The sequence below is a fragment of the Streptomyces sp. NPDC005374 genome (assembly GCF_042872225.1).
In the GTDB taxonomy this organism is placed as follows: domain Bacteria; phylum Actinomycetota; class Actinomycetes; order Streptomycetales; family Streptomycetaceae; genus Streptomyces.
This window is the reverse complement of record NZ_JBIAKA010000003.1, coordinates 318,432-341,037: the sequence shown is the minus strand read 5'-3', so window position 1 is coordinate 341,037 and position 22,606 is coordinate 318,432. Positions and strand designations below refer to the sequence as shown.

The 22,606-nt window shown below is 72.0% G+C and carries 15 protein-coding genes; 6 read left to right on the top strand and 9 right to left on the bottom strand.

What is annotated here, in order from left to right:
• Positions 1-24: 24 nt before the first annotated feature.
• The 9 genes from ACFYRX_RS09900 to ACFYRX_RS09860 form a co-directional block, all read right to left on the bottom strand.
• On the bottom strand, positions 25-7,878 hold the full coding sequence (locus ACFYRX_RS09900) for an SDR family NAD(P)-dependent oxidoreductase (protein ID WP_389097839.1): 7,854 nt from the start codon (positions 7,876-7,878) through the stop codon (positions 25-27).
• 516 nt (positions 7,879-8,394) lie between these two features.
• A complete protein-coding gene (locus tag ACFYRX_RS09895; protein WP_389097838.1) occupies positions 8,395-8,598 on the bottom strand; it encodes a hypothetical protein in 204 nt (67 codons plus the stop codon).
• A gap of 87 nt (positions 8,599-8,685) precedes the next feature.
• Positions 8,686-9,339, bottom strand: a complete 654-nt coding sequence (locus tag ACFYRX_RS09890) for an SLATT domain-containing protein (RefSeq protein ID WP_389097837.1) — start codon at positions 9,337-9,339, stop codon at positions 8,686-8,688.
• A gap of 68 nt (positions 9,340-9,407) precedes the next feature.
• Positions 9,408-10,472: a hypothetical protein gene (locus tag ACFYRX_RS09885; protein ID WP_389097836.1), complete on the bottom strand. Its 1,065-nt coding sequence runs from the start codon at positions 10,470-10,472 to the stop codon at positions 9,408-9,410.
• Positions 10,469-12,151, bottom strand: a complete 1,683-nt coding sequence (locus ACFYRX_RS09880; RefSeq protein ID WP_389097835.1) for an esterase/lipase family protein — start codon at positions 12,149-12,151, stop codon at positions 10,469-10,471. Before ACFYRX_RS09880 ends, ACFYRX_RS09885 begins: the two co-directional genes overlap by 4 nt.
• A gap of 853 nt (positions 12,152-13,004) precedes the next feature.
• Positions 13,005-13,412 (bottom strand): peptide-methionine (R)-S-oxide reductase MsrB, encoded by a 408-nt coding sequence (msrB, locus tag ACFYRX_RS09875; RefSeq protein ID WP_389097834.1) that lies wholly within the window; start codon positions 13,410-13,412, stop codon positions 13,005-13,007.
• A 13-nt stretch (positions 13,413-13,425) separates the two neighbouring features.
• Positions 13,426-14,817 (bottom strand): UDP-N-acetylmuramate--L-alanine ligase, encoded by a 1,392-nt coding sequence (gene murC / locus ACFYRX_RS09870; RefSeq protein WP_389097833.1) that lies wholly within the window; start codon positions 14,815-14,817, stop codon positions 13,426-13,428.
• Between the two features lie 43 nt (positions 14,818-14,860).
• On the bottom strand, positions 14,861-15,316 hold the full coding sequence (locus tag ACFYRX_RS09865) for an indole-3-glycerol phosphate synthase (RefSeq protein ID WP_389097832.1): 456 nt from the start codon (positions 15,314-15,316) through the stop codon (positions 14,861-14,863).
• Positions 15,317-15,495: 179 nt separating this feature from the next.
• Entirely contained in the window at positions 15,496-16,293 is a 798-nt protein-coding gene (locus ACFYRX_RS09860) for a pyrimidine reductase family protein (protein ID WP_389097831.1), read from the bottom strand.
• Positions 16,294-16,330: 37 nt separating this feature from the next.
• Here ACFYRX_RS09860 and zapE point away from each other — a divergent pair, with 37 nt between their 5' ends.
• The 6 genes from zapE to ACFYRX_RS09830 all read left to right on the top strand — a co-directional run bounded on the left by zapE (position 16,331) and on the right by ACFYRX_RS09830 (position 22,570).
• Positions 16,331-17,437: a cell division protein ZapE gene (zapE, locus tag ACFYRX_RS09855; protein ID WP_389097830.1), complete on the top strand. Its 1,107-nt coding sequence runs from the start codon at positions 16,331-16,333 to the stop codon at positions 17,435-17,437.
• 194 nt (positions 17,438-17,631) lie between these two features.
• Positions 17,632-18,027, top strand: coding sequence for a hypothetical protein (locus ACFYRX_RS09850; protein WP_389097829.1), 396 nt, complete (start codon positions 17,632-17,634; stop codon positions 18,025-18,027).
• 112 nt (positions 18,028-18,139) lie between these two features.
• Complete coding sequence (locus ACFYRX_RS09845) at positions 18,140-18,718, top strand: carbonic anhydrase (protein ID WP_389097828.1); 579 nt, start codon at positions 18,140-18,142, stop codon at positions 18,716-18,718.
• A 5-nt stretch (positions 18,719-18,723) separates the two neighbouring features.
• Complete coding sequence (locus tag ACFYRX_RS09840) at positions 18,724-20,205, top strand: SulP family inorganic anion transporter (RefSeq protein ID WP_389097827.1); 1,482 nt, start codon at positions 18,724-18,726, stop codon at positions 20,203-20,205.
• A gap of 100 nt (positions 20,206-20,305) precedes the next feature.
• Entirely contained in the window at positions 20,306-21,082 is a 777-nt protein-coding gene (locus tag ACFYRX_RS09835) for a slipin family protein (RefSeq protein ID WP_389097826.1), read from the top strand.
• Positions 21,083-21,202: 120 nt separating this feature from the next.
• A complete protein-coding gene (locus tag ACFYRX_RS09830) occupies positions 21,203-22,570 on the top strand; it encodes a PhoX family protein (RefSeq protein WP_389097825.1) in 1,368 nt (455 codons plus the stop codon).
• Positions 22,571-22,606: the final 36 nt, after the last annotated feature.

The window sequence follows — 22,606 nt, the reverse complement described above, 5'->3', positions numbered from 1 at the left end:
TGTGGGAGCTGTGGGGGCATCGGGTCACACGGTCAGCCAGGCGCGGATCGCCGCGGCGGTGGGGCCGGCGTCCTGGTGGACGACGGTGTAGTGGTCGCCGGGCACATCGGCGCTGTCGTGGGGCAGCGGCCAGTGCGGCAGCCAGTCCCCGTCGGCGTCGACGCGCCGCATCTCGGGGGTCGGCCGGCCTCGCAGCAGCAGCGTGGGGACAGGTTCGGGGGCACGGTCCGGGGTGAGCGACGGTCCGGAGGACGCTGTGGGGTCCCATCCCTCCAGCACGCGCGCATAGCCGCCGCCCGCGATCAGCAGCGAGTCGTCGAACTCCTCGACCACGTCGTCCGGCAGGGCGGCGCCGGCGGCCATCAGGGCCAGTGCGCGTGCGTCGCCGCGCCGCAGCAGACCCGCGTGGGAGTCGACCAGGACGACACCGGCCGTGGCCTCTCCGGTACCGGCCAGATGCCGGGCCACCTCGTACGCGATCACCCCGCCCGCGCAGTAGCCGACCAGCACCACAGGACCGCCTCGGGCGATCTCGCGCACCGCGTCGGCATGCGCCCGCACCAGCGTGTCCATCGAGTCCGGCACCGCCCTGCGCGCCCCGAACCCGGGATGCTCCAGCAGGAACACGTCCCGTTCGCCGTCGAACTGTCGGACCAGTCCGGTGGGCACGCGGTGGAAGGGGGCCAGGTAGTCGGGGACGTACACCAGAGCCGCAGCGGTACGCCCGCCGGCCACTCCCGTGTCGCCGCCGCGGGCGAGCCGGACCGGCTCGACGGTGTGGTGGGCGCGGTCGGCGGCGGTGAAGGAGGGCAGGGCGTACGAGGCCACGTACCGCAGGGTCATCGCTTCCAACGGGCCCTGTTCGCGCAGGACACGGTGGTAGATCGTGCTGAACCGGTAGGAGGGTACGGGGAGTTGCGCCGACGCCTCCGGTTCCACGCTCTCCGGTTCGGTCGCCGCCCCGGGTCCGCCGGAGGCCTCCGTGCCGGTGTCCGGCAGCGCGCCCGCGTCCCGCAGCGCGGCAAGGACATGTACCGCCAGCCCCTTGAGCGTGGGGTGTTCGAGGACGACCGAGGGCGCCAGCCGCACCCGCGTGAACGCGCTGAGCCGGTTGCGGAACTGAAGGGCGGTCAGCGAGTCGAAGCCGAGCTGACCGAACTCCCGGTCGGCGGGGAACGCGTCGGCGTCCGGGAAGCCGAGCACCGCGGCCAGTTCGGCCCGCAGCAGACCGGCCAGCACGCTCTCACGGTCGGCGTCGGGAGTGGCCAGGAGCGTCTTGCGCCACGCACCGGGAGCCTGGTGGGCCGCCGACGCGGCGGGCGCCGGGGCCGGGCGCGCCGGAAGCAGGTCCCCGAGCACCGACGGCACGTCAGGGCCGCCCGCTGTCACCCGGCCGAACGGAACGGTGACCAGCACCGGTTCCGCCGTGCGCAGCGCGGCATCCAGCAGTTCGACACCCTCCTGCTCGGTGACCGCGGGCACCCCGCCCTCGGCGAGCAGGTGCGGCGCGACCCGGCCCGCCATGCCCTCGTCGTGCGCGGTGGCCCAGGGACCCCACGCCAGGGACTGCGCGGGCAGGCCCCGGGCGACTCGGTATGCGGCCAGCGCGTCGAGGAAGCCGTTGGCAGCCGCGTAGTTGGACTGTCCCGGCCGGCCCAGCACACCGGAGGCCGAGGAGTACAGGACGAACGCGGCAAGCCCCAGGCCCTCGGTCGCCTCGTGCAGATGCCAGGCGGCGTCGGCCTTGGGTGCCAGCACCCCGGCGACCCGTTCTGGTGTCATGGCGTCCACCACGCCGTCGTCCACCACGCCGGCGAGATGGAACACGGCGGTCAGGGGTGGCTCGCAGGACGCGACCAGCGCGTCGACGGCGGCCCGGTCACTCACGTCACAGGCCACCACCCCGACGTGCGCGGGCAGTTCGGCAGCCCAGTCGGGCGTACGGCCGTGGCGGCTCGCCAACAGCAGGTGCCGTACGCCGCGTTCGGCCACGAGGTACCGGGCGAGGCTCGCCCCGAGCGCGCCGGTGCCACCGGTGACCAGCACGGTGCCGTCGGGGTCGAGGGCGGGTGGCCCGGCGGGCAGCGCTGCTGTCGTGGCCAGCCTGGGAACCATGACCGTGCCGTCGTGCAGGGCGAGTTGGGGTTCTCCGGTGCGCAGTGCCGCTTCCAGTGCCGCGGGTGTGGCGGTGCCGCCGCGGAGGTCGACCTGCACGATCCGGCCGGGGTGCTCGGACTGGGCGCTGCGCACGAGTCCAGCCACCGCCGCCTCGGCCGGGTCCGGGGCGTCGCCGGTGGCGTGGTGCGTGAGCACCAGCAGACGGCCCGGGCGGGTGTCGGCGACCCAGTCGCGGACCCGGGCGAGCACGGCCGTGACGAGGTCCCGGACCCGGCCCGGCATGTCCGCGGACGGGTCGGCCGACAGGCCCGCCACGTCGAGCAGTTCGTGCGCGGTGTCGGCGTGTCCGGCTTCCGTCGCGGGCCGCCAGGTCACCTTGTACAACTCCGCGGGCCGGACCTTCGTCACCCGGGTGACGAGGGACTCGACGGTGGCCAGCGGGCGTCCGTCCACTCCGGTCAGCGTCACCCGGACCTCGTCCGGCCCGAGCCGTTCCAGACGTGCCCTCGCCGCGGTGGCACCGGTGGCGTGCACGGCGACCCCGGTGCAGGCGAGCGGGACGCGTACCTCACCCGCTCCGGCGCCGGGTCCCTCGGCGAGCAGCGCGGCGTGCAGGGCCGCGTCGAAGAGCGCGGGGTGCAGGGCGTACGCGCCGGCGTCGGACGCCTCGGACGGCTGCAGCGCCAACTCGGCGAAGATCTCGGTGCCTTGCCGCCACAGCGCGGTGACCGCGCGGAAGGCCCTGCCGTAGTGGTGTCCGTGGGCGGCGAGCCGCGGATAGTCGACCGCGACCTCTTCGGCGCCCGCTGGAGGCCACGGCACGGACGGAGCCGCCTCGGCCACGACCGCGGATGCGTCCGCCGGTCGGGCGACCGTCGCCGTGGCGTGCCGGGTCCATGGTCCCGCCGCATCGGCCGTCCGGGCCCACACCGCGACCCGCCGCTCCCCCTCCTGGTCCGGGGCGTCGGCGACCACCTGGATCCGCACCTCGCCGGACGCGGGCAGCACCAGCGGTTCGTGGAAGGCCAGTTCGGACAGCCGCGCGGAGCCGCTCGCCGCCCGGAGGGCCAGCTCGGCGAAGACCGTCGCGGGCACCAGTACCCGGTCGCCGACCACATGGTCCGCGAGCCAGGGCTGACGCACGGTGGACAGCACCCCGCTGTATCGCGTCCCGGGCCCGTCGGCGTCCGGCTGCGCCTCACCGACCAGCACCTGGCCGTCGCCGCCGGGCCCCTGAGGGACGTCGAGCCAGTAGCGCTGCCGCTGGAACGGGTACGTCGGCAGCGAGCGCCGTCGGGCCCCGGTACCGGCGTACACGGACCGCCAGTCCACCCGCACTCCGTGCACATGCAGCTCCGCCAGGGCCACGGCCGTGTCGGCACCGCGGGTGAACAGGGCGCCGGAGTCCGGTTCGACGCACTCCTCGGCCGCCGTGCTCAGCGCCACCGACGGCCCGGCCTCCACATACGCGGTCGCGCCGGCCCGTGCCGACCACTCCACCGCGTCGGCGAAGCGCACGGTCTCGCGCGCCTGTCGTACCCAGTACCCGGCGGTCCGGACGGCGTCCGGTTCCGGGCGGCCGGTCAGCGTGGACACCACGGGCAGGGACGGCCGGTGGTAGGTCACCGACTCGGCGACCTCCCGGAACCGGTCCAGCATCGGGTCGAGCAGCGGCGAGTGGAAGGCGTGGCTGACCCGCAACCGTGTTGCGGTGCGCCCGAGCCGGTCGGCCAGGGCGGTCACCGCCGTCGTGTCGCCGGACAGCACCACGGACTCGGGTCCGTTGACTGCCGCGACGGCGACCTGGGCGCCGGGCATCTCGTCGAGGCACTTCAGCACGTCGGCCAGCGGCGCCCGTACGGCGATCATCGCGCCGCCCGCGGGCAGTTCGGCCATCAGCCGGCCGCGCGCGGCCACCAGCCGCACCGCGTCGGTCCGGGAGAACACCCCGGCGATGTGCGCGGCGGCCAACTCGCCGATGGAGTGGCCGATCAGGAAGTCCGGCCGGACACCGCAGTCGGCGAGCAGGGCGTGCAGCGCGACCTCGTAGGCGAACAGGGCGGGTTGGGCGTAGTCCGTGCGGTGCAGGAGGTCGCTGTCGGGGTCGTCGATCACCTCGCGCAGCGGGCGGTCGAGCAACGGGGTGAACGCTTCGCACAGTTCGGTGAAGACCGCGTCGAACACGGGGTGAGCCGCGGCCAGTTCACGTCCCATTCCGGTCCGCTGGGCGCCCTGGCCCGTGCAGAGGAGTGCCACCTTGGGGTTGCCGCGCGCGCCGCCCTTGCGCAGTGCGGGTCCTTCGCCACCGTCGGCCAACTCCCGCAGCCCGGCCAGGAGTCCACCGGCGTCGGTGGCGAGCACGGCTGCGCGGCGGGGCAGGGCGGTCCTCGTGGTCGCGAGCGAGTACGCGACGTCCAGGACGTCCGCGGCCCCGTCCACGTCGGCCAGCGCGACCGCCAACTCCCGTGCGTGGGCGCGGAGTCCGGCCTCGTCGCCGCCGCTCACCAGCCAGGGGAAGGTGCCGGGCAGACCGGAGCGGACGTCCCCCGGGTCCTCCCCCGCACCCTCAGGCTGCCGGGGTTCCTCGATGATCACGTGTGCGTTGGTCCCGCCGATACCGAACGACGAGACCGCCGCCCGGCGCGGCCGGTCCCGCCCGGGCCAGGGCCGGGCCCGGTCCAGCAGCCGTACCGCACCCTCGGACCAGTCGATGTGCGGTGACGGCTGCTCGGCGTAGAGGGATCTGGGCAGTGCGCCGTGGCGCATCGCCTCGATCATCTTGATGACGCCGGCCACTCCGGCCGCGGCCTGGGTGTGCCCGAAGTTCGACTTGACCGATCCCAGCCACAGCGGGTCGTCCGGGTCGCGTCCTTGGCCGTAGGTGGCCAGGAGGGCGCCCGCCTCGATGGGGTCGCCGAGCGCGGTCCCGGTGCCGTGGCCCTCGACGACGTCGACGTCGGCGGTGTCCAGTCCGGCGTCGGCCAACGCCATCCGGATCAGCTCCCGTTGGGCCTCGCCGTTGGGTGCGGTGAGCCCGTTGGACGCGCCGTCCTGGTTGACGGCGGAGCCGCGCAGCACGGCCAGTACCGGATGGCCGTTGCGGCGGGCGTCGGACAGTTTCTCCAGCAGCACCAGGCCGACGCCCTCGGCCCACGCGGTGCCCTCCGCGCCGTCCGCGAAGGACCGGCAGCGGCCGTCCGCCGCCAGCCCGCGCTGCCGGCTGAACGCGACGAACGGCTTCGGACTGGTGAGCACGGTCACGCCGCCTGCCAGCGCGAGCGTGCACTCGCCCGCCCGGAGCGCGGCGGCGGCCAGGTCCATGGCGACGAGGGAGGACGAACAGGCCGTGTCGATGGTCAGGGCCGGTCCGCGCAGGCCCAGGACGTAGGAGATCCGCCCGGAGGCCACACTGCCGGAGGATCCGACGGCGAGGTGCGACTCCAGCGCGTGCGCGGCCGTACCGCCGCCGTATCCGCCGTGCATGAGGCCGACGTAGACGCCGGTGGCGCTGCCGCGCAGTGAGGGAGCGGGGATGCCCGCGCGCTCCAGCGTCTCCCAGGCGACCTCGAGGAGCAGCCGGTGCTGCGGGTCCGTGGCCGTGGCCTCGCGCGGCGAGATGCCGAAGAACAGCGGGTCGAAGTCGGCCGCGTCGGTGAGGAATCCGCCGCGTCGGGTGTACGTCGTCCCGAGCCGGTCGGGGTCGGGATGGTAGAGGGCGTCGACGTCCCAGCCGCGGTCGGTCGGGAACTCCCCGGTGGCGTCGACGCCGTCGGACACCAGCCGCCAGAGGTCCTCGGGCGAACGCACCCCGCCCGGGTAGCGGCAGCCGACGGCGACGATCGCGATCGGTTCGGCGGCCGGGCCGCGGCGCGGGAGTACCGTCTCGCGGGTGCCGCCGTGGAGGCGCTCGTCCAGGTGGGCGGCGACCGCGGCGGGGGTCGGGTGGTCCCAGACCAGGGTGGCGGGCAGCCGCAGTCCGGTGCGGAGACCGAGCCGGTGCCACAGGGTCATCGCCCCCATGGAGGTGAGCCCGAGGTCGGTGAAGGCGGTGTGGGGGTCGATCGCCGCCGCGTCGGTCACGGGCGCCTCATGGTGCGCCTCACCGCCGGCGGCCGCCCGGCCTGCGGGAGCCGTGGAGGCCGCGAGCGACCCGCTGATCGCGGCGGTCTCCGCGCACACGAGTTCGGTGAGCGCGGCCCGTCGTTCCCCCGGTGTCCGGTCGGCGAGGCCCGCGAGTGCCTCCTCGGCCGGGCGGGCGGCGAGGCCCTCCCGTAGGACGGCCCGCCGTGGCTTGCCGGCCGCGGTGCGGGGGATGGCCGGGGTGAACAGGATGTCGTCGGGCACCTTGTGCGCGGAGAGCACCTCGGCGCAGGCCCGCAGCAGAGCGCCCGTGTCCAGGGCCCGCTCCCCCGGTACGACGAACGCGACGGGGACCTCGCCGAGCAGCGGATGCGGCCGCGCCACCACGGCCGCGTCCAGCACCCCGGGCAGCCCGCACAGCACCTGCTCGACCTCCACGGGGTCGACGTTCTCGCCGCCGCGGACGATACGGTCGTTCGCGCGCCCGGTGACGGTGAGCGTCCCGTGCTCGCCGAACCGCCCGAGGTCACCGGTGCGGTACCAGCCGTCGGCGTCCGCCCCGGCACCGTCGTGGTAGCCCAGCATCATGCCGGGCCCGCGCACCCAGATCTCCCCCTCGGCGCCGACGATCTCCTCCCCGCTGCCCGGGTCGACGAGCCGCACCTCCATGCCGGGCAGCACGGTGCCGCTGCTCCCCCGCACCCGCGGTCCCGTCGGTGACTCCATCGCGATCTTGCCGCAGGTCTCGGTACTGCCGTATCCGTCGAGCAGCGGCGCCCCGAGCCGTCGCTCGACCCGCTCCCGCAGCTCCGGTTCGCTCGGCGCCCCGGCGGTCACGCACACCCGCAGCGAGGGCACCTCACCCAGCCCGGCGTCGAGCAACTGCTGGTAGGTGAGCGGCACTCCGCCCAGGACGGTCGGCTCGTACTCCTCGATCAGCCGTACCAGTGCCGCCGGTTCGCGGGTGGCGGTGATCCGCGCGCTCGCTCCCGCAACGGTGGTGCCGAGCACGCAGAGCGAGTGGGCGTAGGTGTGCGCGAGCGGCAACGGCCACAGCAGCCGGTCGTCCGCGGACAGCCCCAGCCGGGGCACATAGCAGGCGACCGGCGACCAGAGCGCGGACCGCTGGCTGGCGACGGCCGCCCTGGGGGTGCCGGACGTGCCGGAGGTGTAGAGCAGCCAGGCGGGCTCGTCCAGACCGAGGTCGTCACGGGGGGCGGATGAACTGCCGTCCGCCACAAGGTCGTCGAAGTGCTCGACGCCTTCCGGCGCGGGCCCCTCCCCGGTGACCACCAGTCGCGGTGACCGCTCCCCGACCACACTGGCGATCCGCGCCAACTGCCGCCGGTCGACGACCAGTACGTCCGGATCGCAGTCGGCGAGCAGCGCCGCGAGTTCGGCGTGGGTGCCGCGCGGGCTCAACGGCACACCCACGGCGGCGGCCCGGACTGTGGCGAGGAGCCCCTCGACCAGTTCCACGCTGTTGTCGAGGCAGAACGCCACCCTGGCCCCGCGCCCGACCCCGAGCGCACCCGCCAACCGCCGTGTCCGGAGCTCCAGTTCGGCCCAGCTCACCTGCCGCCGGTCGTCGACGAACGCGAGCTTGTCGCCGTAGCGGGCGGAGTTCTCGACCAGCGACTCCACCACCGGCCGGACCACGGCCACTCCCCCGACCCGCATCGGGCCTCCCTCCGGATCACCGAGTCCGCACCGTATCCCGCCGACACGGCCGACACCGCATCCCAAGTGGGGTTCGGACAAACGGAGTCGACCGGATCGAGCCACCGATCCGGGTCCGGCCGGGGGGAGTGGGCGGAACCGGAACGGGAGGAGTCACGGCATCGGACCCGCAGTCGCCGCGCGGCGGGCGGGCCCCACCGACCGTTTCCCGCCACTGCTGGGCAACCGAGCCGGCGACAGCGCCGGGCGGCGGCGTCCGGACCGCGCGCCACTCCGACGCAGGTGATGCCGACGCCGCCCGACCACGGTGTCGTGGCCTGCTCAGCGGCGATCGCCTCAAGGAGCGCGGCCCGATGCTCCGTTGGCCCGGTCACGACCCCCAGCTCTGAGGAAACGGGGAGACGCCCACCGCCGGACTCAAGCCCGAGTTTCCAAGCCCCGCTCCCGGCTCTCGTCCTGATGTGCCCCGACGCTCTCCCGGCTGAGGAACCACGGCCGCCCATCGCGCCGCGCCTGCTACCGATCGGGAAACAACCGGTCCGGCGGATCGGCCACTTCTACGACGATCTCGTCGCCCCGGAGCGGGACGGGGCTGATCCTCGGCAGCAGGGACGCGGACTCGGCAAGAGCACGCAGGGCCCGTCCCAACAGCCGTGCTTCCACCGGGTCGTGGGCCGAAGGCGTGGCGAGTCCGGGTTGCTGAACGAGGGATCGTGGCATGACTTGTACATCCTCGGGGGCCGACGGATCCGCGACATGGATTCGGCGTGCGCTGTCGGCCGGGAACCGGACGGCGGGATCGACCGGTCAGCGTTCCGCCGGCACACCCGCCTCCCGCGGCGCCGGCAACGCGGCGGACTGGTCCTGGAACTGCTGGAGTCCGGCCCGGAATTCGGTGGTCCAGTCGGCGGTCTCGGCTTCGAGGTGTCCGCGGATCTTTCCGGCCAGCCCGCCGATCAGGCGCATTCTGCGCTCGATCACCGCCTGCTCCGGCTCGCCCGTCGAGTCCCTCAGCAACTCGGCCGACCAGGCCAGCCGGAACTCGTTCAACTCGCTGTGCAGCGCCTGCACGGCGATGATGTCACGCATCCAGGCCGTGGAGAGCCCGAAGAAGTGGTCGAACCCTTTGCACCCCGCCGCCGCGGCCAGAAAGACATAGCCCCAACTCTGGATGTCCGCGTCCGTGGCCGCGCCGACCAGCGGGATCACGGTGCCCGTCGTCGCGAGCACGATCATCACGCCGCGGATGGCACGGGAGCCGACCCGCTTGAGCCGCTTGTCCTCCAGGTACCAGTCCATGGCGTCCTCGGCCTCCTGCTCGACCCAGACCCGCAGGGACTCGACCGACCTCAGCCGCTCGGCCGACGTACTCGTGGTCAGCGCCGGAAAGGCCCGGCCCCGCAGATCTCTCCTGCGCGCCCGTCCACCACCGCTCTCGACAGCCGCTGTGCTCCCCGTCAACTCACCCTCCCCAGCAGGGTCTTTGCCTAGGAGGGTAGCCGAATGGGCCTCGGTCCCGGCCTGGTGGTTCAGCCCTTCGAGGGCTTGGGCACCGACACCTTCTCCAGTTGGCCGGTCTCCTCCTCATCGGGTGCGGCCGCCAGCAGTTTCGACACGCGTTTGTCGATCGTGCGGGTGAAGGCGAGCTGGCTGATGCCGAGCAGGACAGCGTCCGCGGCCACCTGGGGCCAGTCGACCGGCGGTCCAAGACCGGGCAGTACGTCCGTGCGCAGCAGTAACAGGCCGGCGACGGCGACCAGCGAGCCCGTGGGCAGCTTGATCACCTCCTGGTAGAGCTGCAGGCTGTACGGGTTCCAGCTGCCGCCGAAGCGCTGCAGCCGGGCCGTCATGGGCAGCGCGGCTCCCACCAGGCCGAAGAGCATGACCAGACCGACGTCCCCCACCTCCGCCCGGCCCGGAGAGACGCGGCAGTTACTCCGTGGCACCTGTGCCGGCGCGGGGGTGTCCTGCGAGTAGGCAATGTCACCGCAGACGGGAACCGCGCCGGCGGACACCAGCGCGGCACCGCACGTCCCGCCGAGGACGAACAGCAGGATGACGCCCACGCGGATGAGCCGGTTCCGGAAGTTCCGGCTGCGTACGGCGCGTTCCTCCTCGACCTCGTGCGCGGCCTTCAGCAGCTTGGCCACGGCACTGGGCGCTTCGCAGTCCGGCTCCCGCCGTCGGGGCCTGGCAGCGGGCACTCCTGCCAGACCCTCCACCATGCGCTCGACGAGGACGAGGCGCGGATCGTCTCTCGCCAGCAGCGGACGGGCCATCGCCAGCACAGAGTTGCCGCGTCGGAGCGCGTCGCGTGGCGGCAGGAGCCGGGTGATCGCCACGTCCGCGGCGTGCAGGGTGCACAGCGTCTCCTCGTAGAGCCGCCCGTACCACCAGCCGCGCAGTCCCGATCTCTCGTCCACGAGTTCCAGGGCCCGACAGACGAACCGCTCGGCGCCCTTTCGCAGTTCGTCCCGTTTCACGTCGACGGGACAGCCCTTCGCGGAGGGATCCGGCAGGGCGTACAACTGAACGCGCAGTTCCTCGGCCCGGACTCGCGCTCGATGCCGCCAGGTGCTGGTCGGCGTCGTCATCGAGAACCCTCGTCCTCTGCCGTCTCCTGCGTTTTCTCCGTCTTCTCCGTCTTCGCCTCCGTGAACGCCACGCGCAGAGTGGCCCCGAAGCCGGTGCCGTCGATGGCGAACCGCCATTCGGCGCCGTTCCCGGTGTCGACCGCCCGCACAACCCTCGATGTCCTGTCACCCTCCGCGGCCTCCAACTCATCCCGCCCGTGGCCGAGATGCCCCTCGCCGGTGTGCAGGAACAGCGCCGGCGCCTGCCCGTCGCCACCTGGCAGCAGTTGCAGGTAGTACTGCTTACGGAAGACGACGTTGTCCGAGAACCCGATGCCGAACGAGTCCCGCTCACCGAGGTACACGTCGAGGCGGAACACCACGCCCGACGCCTCGGCCGGGTCAGCGGGCCGTACCGACCGGTCGACCCATCCTTCCCAGATCAGCCGATCGGGCCCGGCCCAGCCGGTCGTACGGTCCCCTTCTGCCGACAGCGGCCGGCTCAACTCCTCTTCGAGAGGTGGAGGGCCGTCGGACAGATCGTCGGAGTGGAACGGGCCGTAACAGTTCTCCGCCTCGGGGCCCTGATGGAACAGGTCGAAGTCCACGCCCCTCGGTTTCACCGAGACCCCGAAGAAGAACTCGCTGCGGCCGAAGAAGTCCTTGCCGCGCCGCACTTCGGCCGCATCGAGCCAGAGCCGCACGTGGTGGGTGCCGTGGAAGAACCTCATGGCGATCTCGAACGCCTCGCGCGAGGTGACGAGGGAGTCCGGCCCGCCGTGGCACTTGTGCACGAACGTCCTGGGCGCGCCCGGCAGTTGGGCGGAGGCCTGCTTCACCAGGCCGTCACTGCGGTTGTAGTCCAGGCTGCCCTCGTCGGCCAGACTCGCGAGCCGGTTCGCCATCGAGGCGATCGCCGTCCCGTAGCTGCGGTAGTCCGTTCCCACGACGGTCAGGACACGCTCGACGGGGAAGCCGCCCCAGTCCGAGAACGTGGTGCTGCTCGGATCGAACGCCGAGAGTTCGTCCGCCGCGGCGCCGACGACGGGAACCTCCTCCACCAAGGCGCGTGGCAGTACCTGGAAGGCGATGCCACGGTGCGGGGTACCCAGCGTCACGACCCTGTGCACCAGGTCCTGAGACGGCGGTGCCCCATCGGCCGCGGCGCTCCCCATCTGCCGAAGCGCCGCGCGCACCACCAGCCCTCCCATGCTGTGCGCCACGATGTCCACACCCGGGAACCGGTCCTGGCCGCCACCGTTCCGGAGGGCGGCGGCACACCGGATGATGTCGATCAGCCGCACGAGTCCCGCCCCGTACCCCTTGATCGTCCTCGGCTCCAGGTCGTAGTAGCGGTAGATCCACAGGGTCCCGTCGATACCGCCGCCCAACACCCGGTCGGCCATGGCCGGATCGAGCACCACGTTTCCGGACAGAAGGCCGTTGTTCCAGTCCCACGACCCCGGCGGCGCTTCCTGCGAGCCGGCGTAGAAACCGACCACGTTGGTCGCGTCCCGGTAGAGATGCTCGGCGTACTTCAACGCCCTCAGTACGAAGCCCTCGTAGATGTAGTTCTCACCGCGGCGCCCGGGGTACACGGTCCCCTCGTTGAACCCCTGATAGGCATTGCGCCGAACACCACCGAGGTCCGGCCCTCCGAACCCGCGCACCAGAATCAGTGGACGTACGAAAGCGGTCATGGCGCCCTCCCCCGATACAGAACCTGGGCACATCCGCAGTCCCGAAGTACCAGATTCCCGGGCTCACCGACACACCTGAGGGAGCCAACTACGTATAAATCAGGCCCGCTCCGGGGCCGGTGATCTCTCCTTCGGCGACGCATACGCCGTCGGGGGCGCCCCCACTCCGAGCCCCGGCACCGACGGTCGCGTGGTGGTCACGACCACCGGAGGCCCGCTGCCGGATCAGCGATCCGCTCTGCGCAAGGCGACTTCGGGGAGGGTCGACATCCGCCCGGCCGACTCCTGCCCGACGGATCTCACAGTGACCGCGACCGAGCGCCTCGTCGTCGCCTCGCATAGCCCCGGACGAGCACGAGTCCCTGGGCGCGCCTGGCCGACGTGCACAATCTCGGTTCACTCCCGCTGGGGCGTCGTCGGTCGCGGCCGCGCTCGCGACAGCGGTAGCCGCGCTCGTCCTCGTCGGCGTGCGGCCCTCCAGGACCTCCCTGGGTGTTCCGCGGCCACAGGCTCACCGTCTTTTCGTCTCCGTACGAGCAGACGTGTTCCGTCGAACCAGCTGATCAGTGGCGTCGCCTCCGTAGCTTTGACGCGAGGCCGCAGGCGATTTCATAGCACTTGGCTGCACCGGATCGCCGAACTACCCAGCCCCTACCAGCCGCGTTCACGGACGACCTCGGCTGGTATCAGGATTGCCCGCGCGAGGCCGCCCTGGCCCGATGACGCGTGCGGTGACGCAACGGCGCTACCGGCCGGCGCAGGCGCGCCGTCCTGGCGTCGTGGCCGGACGCGAGGGTGGCAGCGGCGCGCCGACGGGCCGACGGACCCCAGGGCTCGAACCTGCGGCCCCGTGTCAGCCCTCGTCCGCCGTAAGCCGCAACGAGATGCTGTTGATGCAGTACCGCTGGTCGGTGGGCGTGGCATACCCCTCGCCCGCGAACACGTGCCCGAGGTGGGAGCCGCAGCGCGCGCAGCGCACCTCGGTCCGCACCATCCCGTGGGTCCGGTCCTCGATCAGCTCGACCGCGTCGGTGTCCTTCGGGTCGTAGAAGGACGGCCAGCCGCAGTGGGACTCGAACTTCGTGGTGGAGGTGAACAGTTCGGCGCCGCAGGCGCGACAGGAGTAGACGCCCTCGGTCTTGGTGTCGGTGTACTCACCGGTGAAGGCGGGCTCCGTCGCGGCCTGCCGCAGGACGGAGTACTCGGCCGGGTTCAGCTCCGCCCGCCACTGCTCGTCCGGCTTTTCGACGTCGTACGACATGAAGCTCAGCCCCTTACTTCGCGAGACGGTCCAGGATCAGCGGGCCGAGGTCGGTGACGTCGCCCGCGCCCATGGTGAGAACGAGATCACCGGCCTTCGCCATTCCCGCGACCACCGACGGCACCTCCGCCGCGTCGTGGACCGGTGTCACGTCCGCGCCGGCGGCCCGCGCCGCCTCGATGATCAGCTCGCTCGTCACCCCGGGGACCGGGTCCTCGCGGGCCGGGTAGATGTCCAGGACGACCGAGCCGTCGGCCAGCGCGAGCGCCTGGCCCATCTCCTTGCCGAGTTCCTGCGTCCGGGAGAACAGATGGGGCTGGAAGACGACGAGGATGCGGGCGTCACCGGCCGCCGCGCGCATGGCCTCCAGGTCCGCCGTCATCTCGGTGGGGTGGTGGGCGTAGGAGTCGATGACCTGGACCCCGGCGGCCTCGCCCTTCAGCTGGAGGCGTCGCTTGACGCCGGTGTAGGCGGCCAGGGCCGGGGCCAGCTCGGTGGCGGGGACCCCGAGGGCCACGCCGGCGGCCAGGGCGGCCACCGCGTTGTGCGCGTAGTGGCGGCCGGGTACGGAGACCGTGAAGGTGAGCTCCGCGCCGTCGAGGACAACGGTGACCTCGCTCTTCAGCCCCTGCGCCACGACCGACAGGACACGGACGTCCGCGTCCTCGGCGTCGCCGTACGTCACCACGCGCACGCCGGTCGCCGTGACCCGCCGGGTCAGCTCCCGGGCTCCCTCGTGGTCCGCGTTGATCACCAGGGTGCCGCCCTCGGTGACCCGCTCCACGAACGTCTCGAAGGACTCGTAGATCTCGTCCATCGACGCGTAGTTGGCGTGGTGGTCGAGTTCGACGTTGAGGACGATCGCGACCTCGGGGGCGTACTTGTGGAAGCTGCGGTCCGATTCGTCCGCCTCGGCGACGAAGATCTCGCCGTCGCCGTGCAGGGCGTTGGAGCCGGGGGCGTCCAGGTCGCCGCCGATCGCGTACGACGGCTCCAGGCCCAGGGCGGACAGGGAGACCGCCAGCATCGAGGTCGTGGTCGTCTTGCCGTGCGTGCCCGCGACGGCGATCGGCCGCAGGCCGTCCATCAGCGAGGCGAGGGCGTCGGACCGGTGCACGACCGGGATGCCGAGTTCGGCCGCGCGGGCGAGCTCCGGGTTGTCGGAGCGGATCGCCGAGGACACGACGACGCAGGTGGCGTCGGACGCCAGGTGCTCCGCCGCGTGCCCGATGTGCACGGTCGCGCCGAGCGCGCGCAGGGCTTCGGCGGTCGCCGACTCCTTGGCGTCGCTGCCGGCCACCTTCGCCCCGCGCTGCGCGAGGATCTTCGCGATCCCCGACATCCCGGCCCCACCGATCCCGATGAAGTGCGGTCGGTCCATGGCGGTAGGAAGGCCGGGTGCCATGCGTGTGTCTCCCAAGTGGTGCGGTACGGATGCGGGAGCCAGCCTATGCCTTGCTGTGCGAGAACAGCTTCAGCACCGGTACGCCCACCTTGTGACGTGCGCGGGACGCCCAGTCCCGGTGGAAGAACTCCTCCACGTAGTGGGGGTCGGTCAGGACGATCACCTCGTCGGCGCCGATCTCCTCGACCAGGCGCTTCAGCGCGTCCAGGGGGTGGTCCTCGATGAGCCTTCCCTCCGCCGCGCTCCCGGAGGCTCTGAGCGCCTGGAGGGACACCTCGAGCGCCCGCTGTCCCACGTCCTTCGCGGCCTCGCCCTCGGGTGTCTCCCGCTCCCGTACCGCCTCGTCCAGCTCGCCCAGCGCCACGTCGTCGATGGCCCGCAGCAACCGGTCGGCCTGGTCCCCCCGTGGCTGGAGCAGTACGTGGAACGCGACCGACTCGTCGCCGTGCAAGGTGGTGACGAACTCCACGTCGGCGGACGTCAGGGCCTTCTCGATCATCAAAACGCTTGTGAACACCGGGCGTCCCCTTCTTCTGCGCTCTGCGCTCTGCGGAAACCATCCTGCCCCGTGATCGCACGGGTATTGCCGGATTCAGTGTGCCCGCCGGAAGCGAAACGGAACGACAGATTCCGTCGATGTCGGCGCCGGCGGTACTGACCGAACTCGCGTCCGAACAGTCACGCCCTTCGGTACCTGCTGAAGAGGAATCCGTCCTCCTCCAGCAGGGAGTCCAGTGCGAACCGCGCCGGGACCGGGACCGACGGTCCCCCGGCGATGCGCTGCGCGTCCCCCGCGGTGAGCATCGGGGACAGGGTCAGACAGAGCTCGTCGAGCACCCCGGCGGCCACCAGCTGACCCAGCAGCCGGGGGCCGCCCTCGGTCAGCAGCCGGGTGTGCCCGAGCTCGGCCAGCGCCCGTACGGCCCGCGCGGGGTCCACGCCGACGCCGTCGCCGGCGATCACCACCCGAGCGCCCGCCTTCTCGGCCGCGGCGATCCGGTCCGGGGCCGCGGCGGCGCCCGTGAGGATCAGCGTGGGCACCGGGGGCGAGGTGTACAGCGGGAGCGAGAAGTCCAGGTCCAGGCTCGCGCTGATCACCGCGATCGCCGGCACCGGGCCCTGTCCGGCCGCCTCCCGCAGCCCCGCGAACTCCGCACGCACGCGTGCGGGGCGGTACCCCTCCTGGCGTACCGTTTCCGCACCGGCGATCACCACGTCCGCCAGCGCCCGCAGCGTCCCGAAGATCCGCATGTCGGTCGCGGTGGAGATGGGCTGCGAGCGGCCGTCGTGCTGGGCGGCGCCGTCGAGCGTGGAGACCATGTTGGCGCGCAGCCAGACCTCGGGGGTGCCGGGACCGGGACCGAGCTCGGGGTACGCGTAGGCGGCGGCCAGCTCGGCGAAGCTCCACTCGTGGTCGGCCCCCGTCTCCGGGCTCCGGGTCGCTGTCTCGTCGGTCACAGGGAACAGGCGTCGCATGTCGTGCAGTGTGGCACGGCCTTTAACATGGTGAACCGTGTCCACTTCCCCCGCCGCGTCCGGGTTCGGCCCGATAGCCGGCACCGCCCCGCCGTCCCTGTGCGACCGTGAGCCGCACGTCCCCGCGGACCGGCTGGTCGCCGAGATGGTGCCGCCGCCGCGGTTCGACTCGGTGCGGTTCGACACGTACATCCCGGACCCGAACCAGCCCACCCAGACCGAGGCCGTCCAGGTCCTGGCGGGCTTCGCCGCGGGTCTCGGCGGTGCGCACGCGATCGGCGGCGGCAGGCGCGGCTTCCTCGGCCTCGGCAGGCCCAGGGCCCCGAAGACCCCGGCGGGCCCCCGCGGCGTCTACCTCGACGGCGGCTACGGCGTCGGCAAGACCCATCTGCTGGCCTCCCTCTGGCACGCCACCCCCGCCGAACCGTCCCTCAAGGCCTTCGGCACCTTCGTCGAACTGACCAACCTGGTCGGCGCCCTCGGCTTCCAGAAGACGGTCCAGACGCTCTCCGGCCACCGCCTGGTCTGCATCGACGAGTTCGAGCTGGACGACCCCGGCGACACCGTCCTCGTCTCCAGCCTGCTGGGCAAACTGGTCGACGCGGGCGTGGCGCTCGCCGCCACCTCCAACACCCTGCCGGGCAAGCTCGGCGAGGGCCGGTTCGCGGCGGTCGACTTCCTGCGCGAGATCCAGGGCCTGGCGGCGCGCTTCCGGCCCCTGCGCATCGACGGCGAGGACTACCGCCACCGCGGGCTGCCCGAGGCGCCGGCGCCGTTCGCCGACGAGGAGGTCGCCAAGGCCGCGTACGCCACCGAGGGCGCCTCGCTCGACGACTTCCCGAGCCTCCTGGCACACCTCGCCAAGGTCCACCCCAGCCGGTACGGCGCTCTGACCGACGGCCTGAAGGCGGTGTGCCTCACCGACGTCCAGCCGGTGCCGGACCAGTCGACGGCCCTGCGGCTCGTGGTGCTCGCGGACCGTCTCTACGACCGCGAGGTGCCGGTGCTGGCCTCGGGCATGCCCTTCGACCGGCTGTTCAGCGAGGAGATGCTGAACGGCGGTTACCGCAAGAAGTACTTCCGCGCGATATCCCGGCTCACCGCGCTGGCCCGCGATGCGAAGGGCCTGGTCGACGGCGCCTGAGGCCGCGCTAGCGCAGCAACTCCACAAGATCAAGAGCCGGTTCGCGCCAGGCACCCGGCACGCTTCAGCCTCTCTTCAGCTCGAAACGCTAAGTTAACCCTGCAAACAACTTTGCCGGGCTAAGGTGTTTCTTGACCAGTCATTGACCAGTGGTTGGTCAGACCGAGAAGTGAGAACTGCCGGGAGGGGGGCGTATGTTCCGAGGTACGACGGCGCGGACCGTGATGACGATCCTCGCCACCGTCCTTCTCGCCCTCCCGTTCTTCGCACCCACCGAATCCTTCGCAAGCGCGCACACAGGCCGTCAAGTTGAGGCCAAAGCTCAGACCGGAACCAAGCTCTCCGGCAAGGCGCTGCGCGCCGAAGCCGCCTCGAAGCGCCACTGCAACCCCGTAGGGGATCCGACCGGTCCCCTGCGTACCCGCGACCGGCACCGCGCCGTCGGTTTCGCCCCCGAGGGGCCCGAGCGCCCGCTGTCGGCCCAGGAGCCGGCGGCCACCGCCACGAAACAGGTCGCGTCCGGCGGGTTCACGCTGTCCAGACCCTCGACAGCCCATACCCCGGCGGCACTTCAGGTCTTCCGCTGCTGACAGCAGAGCGGCCCCCCACCTCTGTTTCCCCCACTGTCATGCGAGCCCGACGTGCATCTAGCACGCCGGGCACGTCCGACGCGCCGCTCGGCGCGCCAGGAGGAGTCCCCACATGCAGCCCCTCATCGACAACGCCCGTACGTTCGGACAGCGCCCTGAGGAGTTCGCCAAGCTGGCCGAAGGCCAGTCCCCCCAGGTTCTGTTCATCACCTGCTCGGATTCCAGGGTCGTGCCGGCCCTGATCACGGGCGCCCGCCCGGGCGAGCTCTTCGAGCTGCGCACCGCGGGCAACATCGTCCCCCCGTACGCCTCCGTGCACCCCACCAGCGAGGCGGCCACCATCGAGTACGCCGTGGAGGTGCTGGGCATCCGCGACATCGTGGTCTGCGGACACTCGCACTGCGGCGCCGTCGGCGCCCTCGTCCGCGGCGACGACCTGGACGCCGTACCGGCCGTCCGCGACTGGCTCACGAACGCCACCCCGCGTCCCGCGGGCGCGGTCGAGGACCCGACCGTGGCCGAGGGCGTGCAGAGCCACGTCCTGGCCCAGGTGCTGCGCCTGAGGTCGTACCCCTGCATCGAGAAGAGGCTGGCCGAGGACCAACTGGCCCTGCACGCCTGGTACTACGAGGTGCACACGGGCGCGGTGCGCGTCCACCGCGCCGAGACCGACGCGTTCGAGGGTCTGTGATCGCCATGATGACCAAATACCCTCACCTGCGGCAGGACTTCGCCGCCTCCCTGGTCGTCTTCCTGGTCGCGCTCCCGCTCTGCGTGGGTGTGGCCGTCGCCTCCGGTGTCCCGGCGGAGCTGGGACTCGTCACCGGCATCGTCGGCGGTCTGGTCACCGGTTTCCTGCGGGGCAGCAGCCTCCAGGTCTCCGGTCCTGCCGCCGGTCTGACGGTCCTCGTCTTCGAGGCGGTCGACGAGTTCGGGCTGCCCGCGCTCGGTGTCATCGTGCTGAGTGCCGGTCTGATCCAGCTCGCCATGGGTGCCCTGAAGCTGGGGCGCTGGTTCCGGGCGATATCCGTCTCCGTCGTGGAGGGCATGCTGGCCGGAATCGGCCTCGTGCTCATAGCCGGCCAGCTGTACTCGGCGGCCGGACTGAAGGCGCCCACCACCGGGATCGACAAGATCCTGGGGCTGCCCGGTGCCGCCGTCGACGCGCTCGGCAGCACCACCGCGCTCACCTCGCTCGCGGTCGGCGCGGGCACCGTCGCGGTGCTCGTGCTGTGGAAGAAGCTGCCCAAGAAGGCGCAGACCGTGCCGGGCGCGCTCGCGGCGGTCCTGCTGGCCACCGTGGTCACCCAGGTCTTCGGTCTGTCGATCGCCACCGTCGAGGTGAACGGCCTGCTGGACTCCATCCAGCCGCCCGGCTCGGAAGCCTTCGGCGAGCTGGCCAACCCGGCGATCTTCGGCACCATCCTCGCGTTCACCCTGATCGCCTCCGCCGAGAGCCTGTTCAGCGCCGCCGCGGTGGACCGGCTGCACGACGGTCCGCGCACCGAGTACGACAAGGAGCTCATGGCCCAGGGCGTGGGCAACGCGGTCTGCGGCGCGCTCGGCGCCCTGCCGATGACCGCGGTCATCGTGCGCAGCTCCGCCAACGTCCAGGCCGGTGCGCGGACCAAGGCGTCCCGGGTCATGCACGGCGTATGGCTGCTGCTGTTCGCGGCCCTGCTGCCGTCGACGCTGGCCCTGATCCCGCTGCCCGCGCTCGCCGGCATCCTGGTCCACGCGGGCTTCAAGCTGATCCCGTTCCGGGGGATCGTGTCGCTGTGGCGCGGCCACCGCGGTGAGGCGCTGATCCTGGTGGCCACGGCCGTCTCGATCGTCGCGGTGAACATGTTCGAGGGCGTGCTCATCGGTCTGGCGCTGTCCGTCGCCAAGACCGCCTGGGAGGCCTCGCACCTCAAGCTGGAGATCGTCGACAAGGGCGCGGGTCCCATCCAGGCCCACCTGTCGGGCAACGCGACCTTCCTCAGGCTGCCGAAGATCCTCGACAGCCTGGAGTCGCTGCCCCAGGACCGGCCCGTGGAGCTGGACCTCTCCGGTCTGCACCACCTGGACCACGCCTGCCGTACGGCGCTGGAGAACTGGGCCGAGCGGCACAGCTCGGTCGGCACGGAACCGGTCCGGGTCACCGAGCCGGAGCCGGCGCGGGCCACCGCCCCGTAGTCCGCGCCCGCCTGGTCCGGAGCCGATCGTGGCCCCGGACCAGGCATCGGGCATATCGTTGCAGGAGCAGACATAAGCACCTCTCGACGAGGAGGTCGCGATGCTCCCAGAGCTGTTGGCGGCGGCCGCGGCGACCGGTTCCGCGGGGATCGTCTACGTCGCGGCGGCGGCCCGGGTCGTCAAGCAGTACGAGCGCGGGGTGGTCTTCCGCCTCGGACGCCTCGCGGGCGAGGTGCGCGAGCCCGGATTCACGCTGGTCGTGCCGTTCGTGGACCGGCTGCACAAGGTGAACCTGCAGATCGTCACGATGCCGGTGCCGGCCCAGGAGGGCATCACCCGGGACAACGTGACCGTGCGCGTGGACGCCGTCGTCTACTTCCGGGTCATCGACGCGGCGAGCGCTCTCGTCAAGGTCGAGGACTACAAGTTCGCCGTCTCCCAGATGGCCCAGACCTCGCTGCGCTCGATCATCGGCAAGAGCGAGCTGGACGACCTGCTGTCCAACCGCGAGAAGCTCAACGAAGGCCTGGAGCTGATGATCGACAGCCCGGCCGTCGGCTGGGGTGTCCAGGTGGACCGCGTGGAGATCAAGGACGTGTCGTTGCCGGACACGATGAAGCGCTCCATGGCCCGCCAGGCCGAGGCCGACCGCGAGCGGCGTGCCCGGATCATCAACGCGGACGCCGAACTGCAGGCCTCCAAGAAGCTCGCGGAAGCCGCCAAGGAGATGTCCGAGCAGCCGGCCGCACTCCAACTCCGGCTGCTGCAGACGGTCGTCGCGGTGGCCGCCGAGAAGAACTCGACGCTCGTCCTGCCGTTCCCGGTGGAGTTGCTGCGGTTCCTGGAGCGGGCGCAGGAGCATCCGACCGGAAAGTGACGGGTGGTCACGGGAAGCGAGAGGAGGGGACACGCTACGCGCGTGGTTCCCGGCGTCCGACCCAGGTGATAGACACAGCGGAGTCACAGTCCTGTCCGCCAGCAGGAAGGTTGCTCCACCATGTCCGCAACACGACGTCAGGTCCTCTCCCGCTCGGCCGCCGTGGGGGCCGGCATCGCCTTCACCGGCGCCCTCTCCGAGCTCTTCGCGGGCACCGCCGCCGCCCAGCCCCTCGGCCACACCGGCTACGGCCCCCTCGTCCCGGACCCGAAGGGCCTGCTGGACCTGCCGAAGGGCTTCCGCTACAAGGTCCTCTCCCGTGAGGGCGACCAGCTCCGCTCCGGCGAGGGCAAGGTCCCCTCCAACCACGACGGCATGACTGCCCTGCCCGGCAGAAAAGGCCAGGTCCACCTGGTCCGCAACCACGAGAACCGCCCCACCGCCGCGATCCCCGTCCCGACCGTCAAGGGCCTCACCTACGACCCGGCCGGCAAGGGCGGCTGTACGGCCCTCACGCTGGACAGCCGCAACAACGTGCTGTCGGAGCGGGTCGCCATCGCCGGTACGGCCGTCAACTGCGCGGGCGGGCCCACCCCTTGGGGCACCTGGCTGACCTGTGAGGAGACCGAGGACAAGGCAGGCACCAACGGCTACACCAAGGACCACGGCTTCATCTTCGAGGTCGACCCGGCCGACCCGCACCGCTCCGGGGCCGTACCGCTGACCGCGATGGGCCGCTTCCAGCACGAGGCGATCGCGATCGACCCGAAGCGCGGCATCGTCTACGAGACCGAGGACGCCTTCCTCAAGCCCTTCGGTCTCTTCTACCGCTTCCTGCCCAACAGGCCCGAGGGCGGCCTGGGTTCACTGCGCGCGGGCGGCCGGCTCCAGGCGATGCGGGTGCCCGGCGTGCCGGACCTGTCCGCGGTCCAGGAGACCGGTGCCTGCTTCGAGGGCATCGAGTGGGTCGACGTACCGGACCCGCTGGCCGCCCAGACCCCCGTCCGGCTGCAGGACTTCGGCCCGAAGGGCATCACGCACGCCCAGAAGCTGGAGGGCTGCTACTGGGGCGGGAAGAGCGTCTACTTCGTCTCCTCCTTCGCGCACAGCGCCGAGGGTTCGGCCGCCGACCACTTCGGGCAGATCTGGCGCTACGACCCCTCCGCACGCCGGCTGACCCTGGTGATCGTCTTCGGTCCGGACACCGACATCCAGCTGCCCGGCGAGTCCCCCGACAACATCTGTCTCGCCCCCAGCGGCGGCCTGATGGTGTGCGAGGACGGCAGCGGCGCCCAGCACGTCTACGGCGTGACGAGGCACGGCGAGGTCTACGCGATGGCCCGCGGCAGGCAGAACATCGGGACGCCGGACGCCCCGGAGTGGGGCGAGTTCGCCGGAGTCACCTTCTCCCCCGACGGGCAGACGATGTACGTCAACTGCTACACGCCCGGGACGACCTTCGCGGTGACGGGGCCCTGGCGCGGGTAGCCGCCCTCCGCGACGGCTGGCGCGCCCCGGTCCCCC